Here is a 16,042-nt window from a genome sequence, read left to right on the forward strand (position 1 = left end):
ATTCGCGGCGGTCACGATGGCCGCGGATGCGCGGCCGCGCTCGCTGCTGGCCGCCGCCGCGACGGCGGCGATCCGGTAGCATCGTCGGCACCGGCCCGTGCCGGTCCCCCTGCCCCCGTCATGACCGAAACGTCCGTTGCTTCCCAACCCCGCGCCCGCGGCAGCGGCCGCGGTGCCGTCTGGCTGCTGGCGCTTGCGCTGGTGCTGCTCGTCGTCTGGGGCGGGTGGCGCTGGTGGTCGGCGCAGGAGCAGATGCGGATGGCCGATGATCGCGACCTCGACCAGCACCTGCAGGCGCTGGAGGCGCGCACCGCGCGCCTGCGCCTGGACCTGCGCGCGCAGTCGCAGCGCCTGCAGCAGGCCGAGGCGACCAACCGGGTCCTGCGCGACGAGCTGCTGGGGCTGGGCCAACGCGCCGCGATCCTGGAGGACGACCTGGCCGCCGTGGCGAGACCGCAGCGCGACGCCGCCCAGGCGCTGCGGCTGGACGAGGTGGAACTGCTGCTCGCCCAGGGTCAGCAGCGCCTGCAGCTGGCCGGCGACCAGGACGGCGCCCACCGCGCCTATGCCCTGGCTGCGCAGTTGCTGGCCGGGCTGGAGCATCCCGATCCCGGCCTGCTCAACCTGCGCCAGACCCTGGCCCAGGAGCGCGCCGCGCTCGACGCGCTCGGCGAGGACCCGCGACGAACCGCCGCCGGGCGCCTGGAAGCGCTCGCTGCCGCGCTGCCCGCGCTTCCGGTGCACGCGCCGGCGGCCGGCCAGCCGGCCGCAAGCTGGTGGCAGCGGGCGTTCGCGCGCCTGGTCGAGGTCCGGCCCAGCGACGGCGCGCTGGCGCTGGAGCCGGCCGACCGCGCCGCCGGCCTCGCGGCGCTGCAGTTGGAACTGACCCTGTCGCGGGTGGCGATCGAGCGCCGCGACGAGGCCGGGCTGCGCGAAGCCCTAGATCGCGTCGACGCCTGGCTGACGCGGCTATGGCCGGACTCCGCCGGGCTGCGCGAGCGGCGTGCCGCCCTCGCCGCGCTGCGCGAAGCGCCGCTGTCGGCGTCCCTGCCCTCCCTGGGCAGCACCCTGGAACAGCTGCGCCGGCAGCGCGCCTCGCCGCCGCGGCCCGCCGCAGCGCCTGGGGAAAGCTGAACGGGGGCCGGCCCGCCGGCACCGGCGGCCGCGGGCTGCACGCCCCGGCCACATCCCCGCGCCTAACGTGAACGGCAACGAGCCAGGAGCCGCCACATGAACCTGTTCCGCAACCTGCTGTTCTGGATCGCCTTGGCGGTGCTGGGTGCGCTGCTGGCGCAGATGCTGCTCACCCACGACCACGGCTTCGTGCTGGTGCGCTACGGCGGCTACGACTACACCACCACCCTGGTCCGGGCGATCGGCATCGGCCTGCTGGCGCTGCTGGTGCTCTGGCTGCTGTGGAAGCTGCTGAGCTTCCCGTTCCGCAGCTGGAGCCGCCACCGCGACCGCCAGAGCCGCGCGCGGCTCGGCGACGGCCTGGAGGCCCTGCACCAGGGGCACTACCAGCGCGCCGAGAAGCTGCTGGCGCAGGCCTGCGAGGATCCGCATGGCGAGGCGCCGGCGCGGGTGGCCGCGGCGCACGCCGCCTGGGCGCGCGGCGATGCGCCCCTGGCGCGGCAGCTGCTGGCGGGCTTCGGCGAGCGCCATCCCGCCTCGCGCGCCATCGCCGAGGCCGAGCTGGCCCTGGCCGACGGTCGTCCCACCGACGCACTGGTGGCGCTGGACGCCCCGGCGGCGCAGCCCCTGCCGCCGCGCGGGTTGGCGCTGCGCGCCGAGGCCCTGGCGACCTCGGGACAGGCGGCGCAGGCCTACGAGATGCTCGGCGCGCTGCGCCAGCAGCAGGCCCTGCCGGGCGCACGCCTGGACGACCACGAGATCTTGTGGGCCGCCGCCGCCCTGCGCGAGGCCGCCGACGCCAATGTCCTGGCAGACCGCTGGGAGACGATGACCAAGGCGCTGAAGGCGGAGCCGGCGGTGGTCGCGGCCTACGCCGAGCGCGCGGCCGCGCTGCGCTGGGAGGAGGCCGCGGCCAAGAGCCTGGAACAGGCGCTGGATGCGCGCTGGGACGAGTCGCTGGCCGAACGCTACGGCGCGCTGCCGCTGGGACGCCTGGAGCAGCGCCGCCAGACCGCCGAACGCTGGCTGCAGGCGCACCCCTCCAGCCCGGCGCTGCTGCTGGCGCTGGCGCGGCTGGCGCGCGAGCAGGGACAGTGGACCCAGGCCGAGGATTACCTGCACCGCGCGCTCGCGCAGGGCGCGGGCAGCGAGGCATGGGAGGAACTCGGCCACGGCTTCGCGGCCCGCGGCGACGACGCGCGCGCGCGGCTGTGCTACCGCAACGCGCTGCACGCCGCCCGCGGCGAACCGGTCGAGGCCTTCGCCGACCGCGACCTGCGCCAGCGCATCTTCGACGAGGCCGCGAGCGAGGACCGCGACGAGCACGGGATGCCGCGGCTGCGCGAATAGCCGCCGTTCCCTGTAGGAGCGGCCCATGGCCGCGAAGGCCGCGGGAGGCTCCGGCCGGGTGGGCGGTGATTCGGGGCAGCTCCAGCCGCGCCGGCCTTCGCGCGCATGGCGCGCTCCTACGCGGCGGGGCGCCGCCAACCGCGCGAGCGGCCGACCGCTCCGCAGGCGCCGCGTGCGGTACGCCGCCTGAGGCGGACTGCTCAGCGCTCGAGGATCGCCACCACGCCCATGCCGCCGGCGGTACAGATCGACACCAGGCAGCGGCCGCCGCCGCGCTCGGCCAGCTGCTTGGCCGCGGTGGCGACGATGCGCGCACCGGTAGCCGCGAACGGATGCCCCGCCGCCAGCGACGAGCCGACCGGGTTGATCCTGGCAGGGTCGATCCGCCCCAGCGGCGCTTCCAGGCCGAGGCGGTTGCGGCAGTAGTCCTCGCTCTCCCAGGCGCGCAGCGTGCACAGCACCTGCGCCGCGAAGGCCTCGTGGATCTCGTAGATGTCGAAATCCTGCAGCGTCAGATCGTTGCGGCGGAGCAGTTCGGCCACCGCCACGGTCGGCGCCATCAGCAGGCCTTCGCCATGGACGAAATCGACCGCCGCCACCTGCGCATCGCGCATCCAGCACAGCGGCTCATGGCCATGGGTCCGCGCCCAGTCCTCGCTGGCCAGCAGGCAGGCGGCAGCGCCATCGGTGAGCGGCGTGGAGTTGGCGGCGGTGAGGGTGCCCCGCCCGGAGGCGCGATCGAAAGCAGGCTTGAGCGTGGCCAGCTTGTCGATCGAGGTGTCGGCACGCAGGACGTTGTCGCGCGCCACCCCGCGGAAGCTCACCACCAGGTCGTCGAAGAAGCCGCGCTCGTAGGCGGCGGCCAGCTTGTGGTGCGAGGCCACCGCCAGCTCGTCCTGCGAGTCGCGGGAGATGTTCCACTCCTTGGCCATGTCCTCGCAGTGATCGCCCATCGACTTGCCGGTGCGCGGCTCGGCCACGCCGGGAAAGTCCGGCTTGAGTTCGCGGAGGCGGAAGCCGCGGAACGCGGCCAGCTTCTCGCCGGTGGTCTTGGCGGCCGCGGCGCGCAGCAGGCGCCGGCGCAGCGACTGGCCGTAGACGATCGGCACGTCGGAAGTGGTATCGGAACCGCCGCCGATGCCGGCCTCGATCTGGCCCACGGCGATCTTGTTGCCGACGGTGATCAGGCTGTCGAGCGAGGTGCCGCAGGCGCGCTGCAGGGTGATGCCGGGGGTCAGCGCCGACAGGCCCGAGGACAGCGCCGCTTCGCGGCCGAGGTTCCAGTCGCTGGCGTGCTTGATCACCGCGCCCATCGCGACCTCGCCGAGCTGCTGGCCATGCAGGCCGAAACGTTCGACCAGCGCGCCGAGGGTGCGTACCGACATTCCGAGGTTGCCGACGTCCGCATAGGCGGTGTTGCGGCGGCAGAACGGGATACGGACGCCACCGAGCACGGCGACGGGACGACCTTGCTGCATCGGAAGCACCTCGCGACGGCCCATCGACCATGACGGGCATAATGACGGCAGTTTAGCGCCGCCACCGTGCACGGCCAATCACGATGACCCAATCCGCCCTGAACCCCACTCCGCCGGTGCGCGCGGCCCTGGCACTGGAACTCAGGCCCGGCAGCGAAGCTACGCGCGACGCCCTTGCGCAGAACGATGCCGGCGAACTGGGCGCGTTGATCGCCGCGGATCTGGCCGGCTTCGCCGCCGAGGCGATGGGCCTCGACCTGGTGCTGGTGGGCGCGCACTACGACCCGGTGGAGCTGTTGCGGCCGGGTTGGCCGCTGCACCGCGAACTCGAGCAGCTTTCGGCGCGCGCGCCCGGCGAGAGCGGCGGTCGGGTGATCGCCTTCGGCGCCCACCAGGGGCGGCTGCCCGGCGCGTTCGCACCCTCGTCCGAGCATCGCGGGGGACCCCTGCGGCTGGTGCCGCTGACGCTGATCGGCGACCCGGCGGTGCAGGCCGGTGTGGACGCGGCCTTCGAAAGCGAGCTGATGGAACGCGGGATGGCCGGCGCGGCGACCGCGCTGCTGGCGCAGGACGGTTTCGGCCTGCAGCTGGAGCACGCGCGCTATCTCACCCTGCACGACCTCTGCGCGATGACCGCGCTGCAGTACGAGCACGCCGGACTCAAGCCGCTGTGGCCGCTGCTCGAGACCGCATTGCTGGCACCGGCCGACGAGGCCTGGCTGGACGCCCCGCCCGAACCGCTGCTGCACTACGTCGACGGCGAGGCCCGCATCGCCCTGTTCTCGCCCGACGGCTGGCGCAACCGCTACGCCATCGGCGACGACGACGAGGCGCGACTGGAGCGGGGTTTCGCCCGCTTCGAAGCGCGCCAGCGCCAGATCGCCGCGCTGCTGCAGGCGCATGGCATCCCGGTCACCTACGCCCACTGCCGCTCGCGCCTGGACCCCCACGACGAGCTGGCCTGAGCGGGCGGCCGGCTACACCCGGAATCGCCGCCCACCCCGCCGGAGCCTCCCGCGGCTTTCGCGGCCATGGGCCGCTCCTACAGAGCTGCCGCTCGCCGCCGCCCCTGTAGGAGCGTGCCATGCACGCGAAAGCCGGCGCGGCCGGCAACCCCCGGAATCACCGCCAACCCGGCCGAAGTTCCCGCGCCCTTCGCGGCCTTTGGCCGCTCGCATGGGTGTCGCGATCAGAGGCGGATCACGCCGCAGGCCAGGCGTGCGCCGGCGTCGCCGGTCGGCTGCGTGCTGTAGTCGTCCGCATCGGCATGGACGATGACCGCCTTGCCGGCGATGTCGGCCGCGCCGCCGTCGCCGAGGGTCGCCCCGTGCAGCGTCGCGTCGACCGTGGCCACGCCGTCGGCGTTGGCGCGGATGTTGTCGCTGTCGCCGGCGTGGTGCTCGCCCCGCCCGGCACGGCCGTGGGGATCGTCGCCGGGATTGAAATGCCCGCCGGCGCTCGTCGCATCGGGCGCGCTGCAGTCGCCGTTCTCGTGCACGTGGAAGCCGTGCACGCTGTCGGCGGACAGGCCGCGGACCTCGCCGCTGACGCGGACCAGGCCGCCCTCGGCGTTGAAGCTGAGTTCGCCGGCGACGTCGTTGCCCTCGGTCGGCTCCAGGGTGGCGCGGGCGACGGCGGACTGCTCGGCGTCGGTGCCGGCCTGGGTGCCGTAGGCCTGCGCGACCGGGGCGCGGTCGGGATCGGCCGGCTCGGTCATCGCGGTGTCGGCGGCGACCTCGGCTTCGGTGTCGGGCCGGTCGTCGGACGAGCAGGCGGCCAGCGCCAACAGGGCCGGGGCCAGCAGCAGAGTGCGGGAGAGGCGCATGGGTCGTTTCCTCTGGATGAGACGGGTTCGCTGTGTATACACACGGCCGCGTCACGCAGCCGTCATCGCGTGATCGCGATCGCGCCGCAGGCCACGCGTGCGCTGAAGGCCCCGGGGGTGGCGCCGAGCACCACCAGCGCCCGGCCGGCGATGTCGTTGGCCGCCCCGCCGCCCAGCACTGCGCGCGCGACCAGCAGGTCGACGCGGGCCACGCCCTCCGCATCGGCGACGATGCGGTCGCGGTTGCCGCCGACCACGCCGACCTGTTCCGCACCCGCCTGCGGATCGAAGTACGGCCCGGCGCTGGCGGCGTCGGCCGCGCTGCAGTCGCCGCGCTCGTGCACCTGCAGGCTGTGGGCGCCGTTGCGGACCAGGCCGCCGACCTCGCCGGTGATGCGCACGCCGCCCGGCACCGCGGCCAGCTCCACCCGACCGCTGACCAGGCTGCCCGAGGCCGAGGCCAGGTTGGCCACCGCCGCACTGGCGGTGCCCTGCTCGGCCAGCGACGGCGAAGGCAGCGGCGTGGCCCCGCCCGCACGCGGCGGCGCGGTCGGCGGCGCGGTGCTGGCGCAGGCGGTCATCAGCAGGGCGGCGGCAACGGAAAGGATCGGACGCATGTCGCGGCGCTCATTGGCGATCGGGGCCGCGAAGATAACGCCGCACGCCGGAGCGCGCGATGAACTGTAGGAGCGGCCCACGGCCGCGAAGGCCGCGGGAGGCTACAGCCGGGTTGGCGGCGATTTCGGATGCTGCCTGTCGCGCCGGCCTTCGCGCGCATGGCGCGCTCCTACAGACGTGCCGGGCAACTCGGGCGTTTTTCTGTAGGAGCGGCCCATGGCCACGAAAGCCGCGGGAGGCTCCGGTCGGGTTGGCGGCGATTCCGGTCGCTGCCTGTCGCGCCGGCCTTCGCGCGCATGGCGCGCTCCTACAGGGGTCTGGCCCGCAGCGGAAAACGGGGGAAGAGGCGTTGGGCCGGGTCAGCGCCGATTGCGGCCGGCGAGCTTGCGGGTCACGGTGTTGCGGCCCAGGCCGAGCCGCGCGGCCGCCTCGGCGCGGCGGCCGCCGGTGTGCGCCAATGCCGCCTCGAGCAGCACGCGGTCGAAGCGTTCCAGCGCCTGCGTGTGCAGATCGGAGTCGCCTGCGGCCAGGCGCTCGCGCGCCCAGCGCCCCAGCGCGTCCTCCCACGAGGCCTCATCCCCCGCCGGCGGCGGTGCGGACAGCGCCCCGTCCACGTCGGCCGCGGTGATGGTGTCGCCCGGCGCCAGCGCCGCCAGCCGCCAGCACAGGTTCTCCAGCTCGCGTACGTTGCCCGGCCAGACGTGCGCCAGCAGGCGCTCGCGTGCGCCGCGGTCGAAGCGTTTGACCGGCGCCAGGAACCGGGCCGCCGCGGCCTGCAGAAAGGCCTCGGCCAGCCGCGGCACGTCGGCGCGACGTTCGCGCAGCGGCGGCAGCCGCAGCCGCACCACGTCCAGGCGGTGCAGCAGGTCGGCGCGGAAGCGGCCCTCGGCCACCAGCGCCTCCAGCTGCTGGTGGGTGGCGGCGATCACCCGCACGTCGACGCGGATCAACTCGCGGCCGCCGACACGGAAGAACTCGCCCTCGGCCAGCACCCGCAGCAGCCGGGTCTGCAACGGCAGCGGCATGTCGCCGATCTCGTCGAGGAACAGGGTGCCGCCGTCGGCCTGTTCGAAGCGGCCGACGTGGCGCCGCGCGGCGCCGGTGAAGGCGCCGGCCTCGTGCCCGAACAGCTCGCTCTCGAGCAGCTCGGAGGGCACCGCGGCGGTGTTCATGGCGATGAAGGGCGCGCGTGCGCGCGGCGACTCCCGGTGCAGGGCGCGCGCCACCAGCTCCTTGCCGGTGCCGGTCTCGCCGGTGACCAGCACGTTGAGCGGCGCCTGCGCCAGGCGACCGATGGCGCGGAACAGATCGCGCATGGCCGGGGTGTCGCCGACCAGGGTGTCGGCCGTGCCAGCCGCGTCGGGGGCGACGTCGCCGGGCTCGGCCGACGCATCGCGGCGCAGCGTGCGCGCCGCCAGCGCCACGGCGTCGTCGAGGTCGAAGGGCTTGGACAGGAACTCGTGCGCGCCGCCGCGGAATGCGCCGGCGGTGCTGGCGATGTCGGTATAGGCCGACATCACGATCACCGGCAGCCCGGGGTGCGCCGCCTTCAGTTTTTCCAGCAGCGCCAGGCCGTCGTCGCCGGGCATGCGCACGTCGGTGAACAGCAGGTCCGGCGCCGGCTGCAGCTGCGCGGTGCGGCGCGACAGCGCATCCAGCGCCGCCTGCGCCGAATCGAACCCCGACACCTCGTAGCCGGCATCGCCCAGCGCCGCCGCCAACACGAAGCGCACGCTGCGGTCGTCGTCGACCACCCAGACCACGGCCGGCGCGCTCATCGTCGGCCTCCACGCCGTTGCGGATTTCTGCCGGTGCGACCCGTGATCCCGTAGGAGCGGCCCATGCTCTCGTAGGAGCGGCCCATGGCCGCGAAAGCCCGCGAATCATGGACCCCGCGCACCTTCGGCCCCCGCCATCCCCGGTTCCACCGGGGAGAAGCGTCTCCGCAGCACGCGGCCGGGAATCGGGACCGACCTGGCGATCCGGTTCGCGGGCTTTCGCGGCCATGGGCCGCTCCTACGGGGGATCGCCCGGCGGCGCCGCGTTCGCGCTCAAACATCGTCGTGCTCCCTGGCCGCCAGCGGCAGCAGCAGCGTGAAAACCGTATGCCCCGGGCGCGAGCGGTAGGCCAGCGAACCGCGGTGCTCGCGCGCCACCTGCTGCGCCAGCGCCAGGCCCAGGCCGCTGCCGTCGGCGCGGCCCGAGACCAGCGGCAGGAAGATCTGCTCGGTCAGCTCCTCGGGCACGCCGCGGCCGTCGTCGACGATCTCCAGGCGCAGCGCCAGCGGGTGCACGGCATCGGCGATGCGCACGCCGCGCTCGATGCGGGTGCGCAGGGTGACGTTGGCCGCGCCCGCCTGGATCGCGTTGCGCACCAGGTTCCATGCCGCCTGGGTGAGGCGGTCGGCATCGCCGTGCAGGTCGGGCAGGCTGGGGTCGTAGTCGCGGATCAGCTTCACCACCCAGCCCGCCTCGTGCTCGGCCAGGCGCAGCACCCGCTCCAGCACGCCGTGGATGTTGAGCGGCGCGTGCGGCTGCGGCGGCGCCGGCGCCAGCAGCTGATCGACCAACCCGGTCAGGCGCCCGACCTCGGCCTGGATCACCGCCACCAGCTCGCGCGCCTCGCCCTCTTCGCTGCGCCGCGCCAGCAGCTGCGCCGCGCCCTTCAGCCCGGCCAGCGGGTTGCGCAGCTCGTGCGCCAGACCCTTCAGCGCCGCCGCCAATGCGCTCGGCAACACCCGCAGCGGGTCGTCGCCGGGGAACTCGTCGACCGGATGCGCCTCCAGCAGCCAGCCGCCGTCCTCGCGCCGCGACAGCCAGCCATCGGCGAAGCGCGGCTCGCCGCCGAGGAAGGCCAGCTCGATCCGCCGCAGCCGCAGCTGCTCGCTGGGCTCGACCTCGGCGCCGCCGGCCGCCAGCGCCCGCCGCAGCGCCTCGCCCTCCACCTCCAGCGCCGCCAGCGGCTGGTCCAGCAGCCGCCGCGCGCTCACCCCCAGCCAGTGGGCGAAGGCGGCGTTGCAGCCCTCGATGCGCGCGTGGCGGTCGGTCCAGGCCACGGGGGTGACCAGGGCGTCGAGGGGGGAGTCGGGCAGGTCCGGAGGGGGCATTGCACCAATGTAGTGCATGCACCGGGTGGGGGCGAGGAGGGGATCGAATCGTTGCCCTTCGGCAACACGCTGCCGCCCCCCGCTGCCGCTCGGTTCTGTCGAGCATCAATCCGCTTCAGCAGCGGCCTTCAGAGGGCGTTCCGGCGTCCATTGGTCCCGGTGGTCACCGATGCTGTCGGCATTCGGACGGAATCATCGCCCTGGGCTTGCCCGCCAAACGGACGCCGCCGATACAGCCTTTGCCCATAGCGAGTGGATGACACTCATCGACGCTCAATCTCCTCTCGACCTGCCACATCGTCGAACGCGAAGCACTTTTGAGCATCAGGGCGACAACAACATGAGTGCCGGAATCGTCGCCAGCCTCGAAGCCACGACAGCCACCGTCAGATCTGGCACCCAATCCGCAGAGATCCTCCAATGCAGCAACCCGATCAGGACAAGAAGCGAAAACGGCCAGCCGATTGCGGGCACGAGCGTCGCCACCCCCGTACCTGCAGCGATGATTGCGACGTCGTCCCACTCATACGGATCATTGAAAATCGACAGGGTGAGAGGAATCACCACTGCTACGACGCAAGCATAAACAAGCGCCACAAGTACTGGGTGCATTGGTGTACGCCCTTGGTTCGTCCGCTGATCAGGGCCTGTCGGCGGCCACGGCCATCGTCGCAAGTAGAGATACGCAGTTCAATTTACGGATCTGCATTCGGGTCCGAGCTGGCACCAGCGTCTACAGCCAGCCACTTCAGTCCAACTGAAGACGCTGCCCACATAGCCCAGAATGCTGCGCCAAGCAATAGCAAAACAAGTGCGGCACTCATGTCGTACTCACCGCTTCCACTGACCAAGCTCCAAACGACGAAACATCCCAGGACCGCAGTTACTACCCCTCCCACGATCGAGAACGCTCGCAGCAAATACAACAGCGTTCGATAGTAGTAACGATGCAGACGATTCAAGACAGTCATCTCACTCGCACCCACGACCAATCCAGCAGCTCGGCGCCCTGTGGTGCCAGTTGGCCCCGATACGTCGTGGGTGGCATCGGCGGGCGTCATCGACTCGTGTGTTGAGGCAGCAATGTCGGGACCCGCCAGCACTCCGTGATCCTCGGCGGTTCTGCGGCGCGTCCGTCGAGGATTCCGGTCGTAGTCTTCATGTCGACGAGCAGCGAGCGCGGCAAAGCGCATGATCACGGCGATCGTCGGAACGAGAGTCCGACGGGAGGTTCATCGCGAGTCCTTTCGTGGCCGGAGATTCGGGGATCGTAGCGCGGGACTCGCCCTCGGCGCACGCTCCTATTGAGTCGGCGAGGTGGCTGATGTCCCGTTGGCGGCCCTTCCGTTGTTCTACCCGCGCTTCGCTGCGCTCTCGAGGCCGTCATTCCACCCCCTTGGGGACTCTGCAGCCTGGGGACTTGGGGACGGATTCCGGCTCGACCGCCAGAGGGCCGCTGAGAACTGGTCGGCCACATGATCCGCACATCCGTGCCGAGGGCCTGTCTTTCACCTCTGACTCACCCATTCAGCCGTAGCGTCGATTTCCCGTTTTGCGGAGCCTTCCCATGGCGCGCCCGATCTGGACCGGCACCCTCTCCTTCGGCCTGCTCAACGTGCCGGTGTCGCTGATGTCGGGCGAGCGCAAGACCGACCTGCATTTCCGCATGCTCGACTCGCGCGACAACACCCCGGTGCGCTACGAGCGGGTCAACGCCGAGAGCGGCGAGGAGGTGCCCTGGAAGGACATCGTCAAGGCGTTCGAGTACGACAAGGGCAGCTACGTGGTGCTGGAGAAATCCGATATCGCCTCGGCGGCGCCGGAGAGCCACGAGACGGTGGAGGTGGAGACCTTCGTCGATGCCGACTCCATCCCCCTGACCTATTTCGACAAGCCCTACGTGCTGGTGCCGGGCAAGAAGGCCGAGAAGGGCTACGTGCTGCTGCGCGAGACCCTGAAGGAGACCGGCAAGGTCGGCATCTCCAAGGTGGTGATCCGCACCCGCGAGTACCTGGCGGCGGTGATCCCGCGCGACGACGCCCTGCTGCTGATGCTGATGCGCTATCCGCAGGAGCTGGTGGACCCGGCCGAGTACCGCCTGCCCGAGGGCAAGGCCTCCGACTACCGGATCAGCGCGAAGGAGCTGCAGATGGCCAGGCAGCTGATCGAGTCGATGTCCGGCGAGTGGAAGCCGGAGGACTACAAGAACGAGTTCCGCGCGCGGCTGGAGGAAGTGATCCGCAAGAAGATGAAGTCCAAGGGCGCCCTGGCCGAGACCGACGAGCGCGAGTTCGACACGCCCGAGGACGCCACCACCAACGTGGTCGACTTCATGTCGCTGCTGGAGAAGAGCATCGCCGGCAAGAAGCGCACGCCGGCGAAGAAGACCGGCAGCAAGAAGAGCGCAAAGAAGGCCGCGAAGAAGACGACCAAGAAGACCGCCAAGAAATCCGGCCGCAAGGCAGCGAAGAAGACCGCCGCGCGCAAGGCGGGCTGAAGACGCGAGGCGGGCAAGATGCGGCTGACCAGCCCCGACCGGGTGGTGTTCAAGGGTGCCGGCTGCACCAAGCGCGACGTGGCCGACTACTACCGCGCGGTGGCGGATCGGCTGCTGGCGGAGATCGCCGGCCGGCCGCTGTCGCTGCTGCGCTGCCCGGACGGCGCCGGCGGCGATTGCTTCTTCCAGAAGCACCATGCCGACAGCCTGGGCACGCACGTGCACGCGATCGAGCTGGAGCAGAAGAGCGGGCCGGCGCAATACCTGTACATCGACGACGTCGAGGGGCTGCTCCAGCTGGTGCAGATGAACACCCTGGAGTTCCATCCCTGGGGCTCGCGCATCGCCGCGCCGGAACGCCCCGATCGCCTGGTCTTCGACCTCGATCCCGGCCGCGGCGTCGGCTGGCCCGACATCGTCGGCGCCGCGCGCGCGATGCGCCGCGCGCTGAAGCGGACCGGGCTGGAAAGTTTCGTGCGCCTGTCCGGCGGCAAGGGCCTGCACGTGGTGGTGCCGATCGCGCCGGGCCCGTCCTGGGACGAGGTGCGCGGCTTCTGCGAGGCGATGGCGCGGAAGATGGCGGAAGCGGACCCCGAACGTTACGTGGCGACGATGGCCAAGGCCAAGCGCGGCGGCAAGGTGTTCATCGACTGGCTGCGCAACGCACGCGGGCAGACCAGCGTGGCGTCGTGGTCGCTGCGCGCGCGCAAGGGCGCGCCGGTGGCGGTGCCGATCCGCTGGCGCGAGCTGGGAAGCGTCGAACGGCCCGATGCCTTTCACCTGGTCCGCGCGAAGCAGCGTGCTGCGCGGCTGCGCGGGGATCCGTGGGAGGGCTTCGATTCGATGAGGCAGAAATTGCCTGCCGGCGACTGAGCCGAGGGTGGGCGGCTTCGGCCGGGCTTGCGGTGATGCCGGGCGTTGGGGCCGGCGCAGGCTTTCGCGGCCATGGGCCGCTCCTACGGGAGGACGGTCGCGTCGGCTGGAGAGGGCGGCTTGCGGCGTTGCGCGGCGCTTGCACCGAGGATCGCTTCGCGGCGCGCCCTGGGCAACGTGTCCAGCGCGCGGCGCCAGGACCACTCCACCAGCTCGCGCAGCTGGTCCCCGGGAAACGCGGCCACGTCGACGATGGTGATCCAGCGGTGGCGGGCCAGCCAGCGCGCAGGGCGGATGCCAGGCACGTCGGTCAGCTCCAGGAACCGCTCAGGCGCCACCTTGAGGCTGAAGCGCCAGCGTTCCGGCGCGCTGGTCTTGAAGTGGGCGAAGCGTTTGCCGCCGACGCTGTAGACCAGGATGTTGGCAGGAGCGCCGTGCTCGTAGCCTTCGGCGCCCGGCAGGCCCGCACAGAAGGCTTTGAGCTGCGCGACGTTCATCGACTCACTCGGCCGGCGACAGCAGCGGCAGCGGGGTCCAGGTCAGCGCATGCAGGATGCGCAGGTCCTCGTCGTCCAGCACGCTGCCGTCGAGGCCGCGAAAGCGCATCCGGAACGCGTGGATGGTCGCTTCCGGGCGGTCCACCGGATAGCCGATCTGGCGCAGCGCGGCGAGCGGGTCGAATCCGGGCGGCGGCGGCGGCGCGGCCGGGTCTGGCCAGATGCCGAAGCCGGCCTCGGCCAGGCGCTTCCAGGGAAACAGCGCGCCGGGATCGACCTTGCGGCCCGGCGCGAGATCGGAATGGCCGATCACGTTCTCGCGCGGGATGCGCAAGCGCGTGGTCAGGTCCTCGAGCAGCACCAGGAGCGACTCGATCTGGGCGTCGGAGAACGGCTCGCGACCGTCGTTGTCCAGCTCGATGCCGATCGAGGCCGAGTTGACGTCGCCGATCGCGCCCCAGCTGCCGGCGCCGGCGTGCCAGGCGCGATGCTCGTCGGAGACCAACTGGTACAGCGCGCCGTCGTCGCCGATCAGGTAGTGCGCGCTGACCCGGCCGCCGCTGTTGCGCGTGCGCAGGGTGTGCAGGCTCTGCCGCACCGAGTCCTGCTCGGTGTAGTGCACCACGATCAACACCGCGCGGCGCGCGTCGTGGTTGTCCGACGGTACCCACTGGGCGAGCGGGTTGCGCGGCGGCGCGTGGGTGCAGGCGGACAGTGCGACGAGGCACGCGAGCAGCAGGGCGGGGCGGAAGCGCATGCCGCATTGCACCCGCTGGCCGGCGCGATTGCAAGTCCAAAAAAAACGGGCAGCGATCGCTCGCTGCCCGTCTCACCTCGTGGGGGAGGTGGATGCCGCTCAGGTTTCGTAGGCGGACTCGCCGTGGGACACGATGTCCAGGCCGGCGCGCTCGTCCTCCTCGCTCACGCGCAGGCCGACCATCAGCTTGGTGGCCAGGATCGCCAAGGCGGTCACCACGGCGCACCAGACGATGGTGAACACCACGCTGATCGCCTGCACGCCGACCTGGGTGCCGATGGCGAGGTCGGCCTCGGTGCCGCCCAGCGATTCGGCGCTGAACACTCCGGTGAGCAGCGCGCCGACGATCCCGCCGACGCCGTGCACGCCGAACACGTCGAGACTGTCGTCGGCGCCGAGCAGGCGCTTGAGGCCGTTGACCGCCCACACGCAGATCGCGCCGGCGGCCAGGCCGATCACGATCGCACCGAGCGGGCCGACGGTGCCGGCGGCGGGAGTGATGCCGACCAGGCCGGCGATCGCGCCCGAGGCCGCACCCAGGGCCGACGGCCGGCCCTTGCTCACCGCCTCGACGAGGCTCCACGCCACCACCGCTGCGGCGGTGGCCACCATGGTATTGATCATCGCCAGCGCGGCGCTGGCGTCGGCGGCCAGCGCCGACCCGGCGTTGAAGCCGAACCAGCCCACCCACAGCAGCGAGGCGCCGATGAAGGTGAACGGCACGCTGTGCGGCTTGATCGCCTCGCGCCCGTAGCCCAGCCGCCTGCCGAGGAAGTACGCGCCCACCAGCCCGGCCACGCCGGCGTTGATATGCACCACGGTGCCGCCGGCGAAGTCGATCACGCCGCGGTGCGCCAGGAACCCGCCCTCGCCGCTCCACACCATGTGCACCATCGGCAGGTAGGCGAAGGTGACCCACAGCACCGAGAACAGCAACACCGCGGCGAACTTGATGCGCTCGGCGAAGGAACCGACGATAAGCGCGGTGGTGATGCCGGCGAAGGTGGCCTGGAACGCCACGAACAGGAACTCGGGCAGGCCGCCGGCGTCGGTATCGGCGACGATGCCGCGCAGGAAGGCCTTCTCGGTGAACGAGCCGAAGAACGCGTTGCCCTCGGTGAACGCCGCGCTGTAGCCATAGGCCACCCAGACCAGCATCACCACCGAGTACACCACCAGCACCTGCATCAGCACCGACAGCACGTTCTTGGAGCGCACCATGCCGCCGTAGAACAGCGCCAGTCCGGGCACCACCATCAGCAGCACCAGCAGGGTGGAGGTGAGCATCCAGGCGACGTCGCCGCTGTCGAACGCCGCCTCCGCGGCGGCGGCCTCGTCCGGCGCCTCGCCGACAACCTGCGACATCGCACCGGCGGCGGGGACTTCGTAGCCTTCCTCCACCGTCTCCGGCTGCGGCACGCCGGCGTCCTGGGCGACGGCGCCGGCCGCGAAGCCGAGACCGAGCACCGCGAGCAGGGTCAGCATGCACAACAGATGCACTCGGGTCTTCCACCCGGAGAAATCGCGGATCTTCATGGTTGTCTCCTCCGTCGTGGGGTCAGAGCGCATCGGCGCCGAGCTCGCCGGTGCGGATGCGGATCACCTGCTCGAGCGCGGTGACGAACACCTTGCCGTCGCCGACCTTGCCGGTGGCGGCGGACTTGGTGATGGCCTCCATCGCGCCATCGAAGGCGTCGTCGGACACGGCGCACTCGAGCTTCAGCTTGGGCAGGAAATCGACGACGTACTCGGCGCCGCGGTACAGCTCGGTGTGGCCCTTCTGTCGGCCGAAGCCCTTGACCTCGGTGACGGTGAGCCCGGACACGCCGACCTCGCCGAGCGCCTCGCGCACCTCGTCGAGCTTGAACGGGCGGATGATGGCGGTGATCAGTTTCATGATGCTCCT

The 16,042-nt window shown here is 71.8% G+C and carries 14 protein-coding genes and 1 pseudogene; 5 read left to right on the plus strand and 10 right to left on the minus strand.

Annotated elements, in window-relative coordinates; all coding sequences use genetic code 11:
• Positions 1-120: 120 nt before the first annotated feature.
• Both H0E84_RS06945 and H0E84_RS06950 read left to right on the plus strand, forming a co-directional pair.
• Positions 121-1,134 (plus strand): uroporphyrinogen-III C-methyltransferase, encoded by a 1,014-nt coding sequence (locus H0E84_RS06945; protein ID WP_180677915.1) that lies wholly within the window; start codon positions 121-123, stop codon positions 1,132-1,134.
• Positions 1,135-1,230: 96 nt separating this feature from the next.
• Positions 1,231-2,484 (plus strand): heme biosynthesis HemY N-terminal domain-containing protein, encoded by a 1,254-nt coding sequence (locus tag H0E84_RS06950; RefSeq protein WP_180677916.1) that lies wholly within the window; start codon positions 1,231-1,233, stop codon positions 2,482-2,484.
• Positions 2,485-2,684: 200 nt separating this feature from the next.
• Here H0E84_RS06950 and H0E84_RS06955 read toward each other — a convergent pair whose 3' ends face one another.
• Complete coding sequence (locus tag H0E84_RS06955; RefSeq protein ID WP_180677917.1) at positions 2,685-3,962, minus strand: acetyl-CoA C-acetyltransferase; 1,278 nt, start codon at positions 3,960-3,962, stop codon at positions 2,685-2,687.
• A gap of 83 nt (positions 3,963-4,045) precedes the next feature.
• Between H0E84_RS06955 and H0E84_RS06960 the strand changes: the two genes are divergently transcribed.
• Positions 4,046-4,927, plus strand: a complete 882-nt coding sequence (locus tag H0E84_RS06960; protein WP_180677918.1) for a hypothetical protein — start codon at positions 4,046-4,048, stop codon at positions 4,925-4,927.
• A 224-nt stretch (positions 4,928-5,151) separates the two neighbouring features.
• On the opposite strand, the gene H0E84_RS06965 is transcribed toward H0E84_RS06960, so the two are convergent.
• From H0E84_RS06965 to H0E84_RS06985, 5 genes are all read right to left on the minus strand, one after another.
• A complete protein-coding gene (locus H0E84_RS06965; protein WP_180677919.1) occupies positions 5,152-5,787 on the minus strand; it encodes a superoxide dismutase family protein in 636 nt (211 codons plus the stop codon).
• Positions 5,788-5,849: 62 nt separating this feature from the next.
• On the minus strand, positions 5,850-6,404 hold the full coding sequence (locus H0E84_RS06970; RefSeq protein ID WP_180677920.1) for a superoxide dismutase family protein: 555 nt from the start codon (positions 6,402-6,404) through the stop codon (positions 5,850-5,852).
• A 360-nt stretch (positions 6,405-6,764) separates the two neighbouring features.
• Positions 6,765-8,183 carry a nitrogen regulation protein NR(I) gene (gene ntrC, locus H0E84_RS06975; protein ID WP_180677921.1) on the minus strand — a complete coding sequence of 473 codons (1,419 nt, stop codon included), beginning with the start codon at positions 8,181-8,183 and terminating at the stop codon, positions 6,765-6,767.
• 273 nt (positions 8,184-8,456) lie between these two features.
• On the minus strand, positions 8,457-9,512 hold the full coding sequence (locus tag H0E84_RS06980) for a two-component system sensor histidine kinase NtrB (RefSeq protein ID WP_425600469.1): 1,056 nt from the start codon (positions 9,510-9,512) through the stop codon (positions 8,457-8,459).
• A 324-nt stretch (positions 9,513-9,836) separates the two neighbouring features.
• A complete protein-coding gene (locus H0E84_RS06985) occupies positions 9,837-10,076 on the minus strand; it encodes a hypothetical protein (protein WP_180677923.1) in 240 nt (79 codons plus the stop codon).
• Between the two features lie 1,003 nt (positions 10,077-11,079).
• Here H0E84_RS06985 and ku point away from each other — a divergent pair.
• On the plus strand, positions 11,080-12,009 hold the full coding sequence (gene ku, locus H0E84_RS06990) for a non-homologous end joining protein Ku (protein WP_180677924.1): 930 nt from the start codon (positions 11,080-11,082) through the stop codon (positions 12,007-12,009).
• 12 nt (positions 12,010-12,021) lie between these two features.
• Positions 12,022-12,882 (plus strand): annotated as a pseudogene (gene ligD, locus H0E84_RS06995) (non-homologous end-joining DNA ligase); the annotation flags it as partial.
• Between the two features lie 83 nt (positions 12,883-12,965).
• On the opposite strand, the gene H0E84_RS07000 reads toward ligD, so the two are convergent.
• The 4 genes from H0E84_RS07000 to H0E84_RS07015 form a co-directional block, all read right to left on the minus strand.
• Positions 12,966-13,379 carry an MmcQ/YjbR family DNA-binding protein gene (locus H0E84_RS07000; protein ID WP_180677926.1) on the minus strand — a complete coding sequence of 138 codons (414 nt, stop codon included), beginning with the start codon at positions 13,377-13,379 and terminating at the stop codon, positions 12,966-12,968.
• A gap of 4 nt (positions 13,380-13,383) precedes the next feature.
• Positions 13,384-14,136 (minus strand): N-acetylmuramoyl-L-alanine amidase, encoded by a 753-nt coding sequence (locus H0E84_RS07005; protein WP_180677927.1) that lies wholly within the window; start codon positions 14,134-14,136, stop codon positions 13,384-13,386.
• A gap of 99 nt (positions 14,137-14,235) precedes the next feature.
• Entirely contained in the window at positions 14,236-15,672 is a 1,437-nt protein-coding gene (locus H0E84_RS07010) for an ammonium transporter (RefSeq protein ID WP_180677928.1), read from the minus strand.
• Positions 15,673-15,694: 22 nt separating this feature from the next.
• Positions 15,695-16,033: a P-II family nitrogen regulator gene (locus tag H0E84_RS07015; protein WP_180677929.1), complete on the minus strand. Its 339-nt coding sequence runs from the start codon at positions 16,031-16,033 to the stop codon at positions 15,695-15,697.
• Positions 16,034-16,042 lie beyond the last annotated feature (9 nt).

Source organism: Luteimonas salinisoli (assembly GCF_013425525.1).
GTDB lineage: Bacteria > Pseudomonadota > Gammaproteobacteria > Xanthomonadales > Xanthomonadaceae > Luteimonas > Luteimonas salinisoli.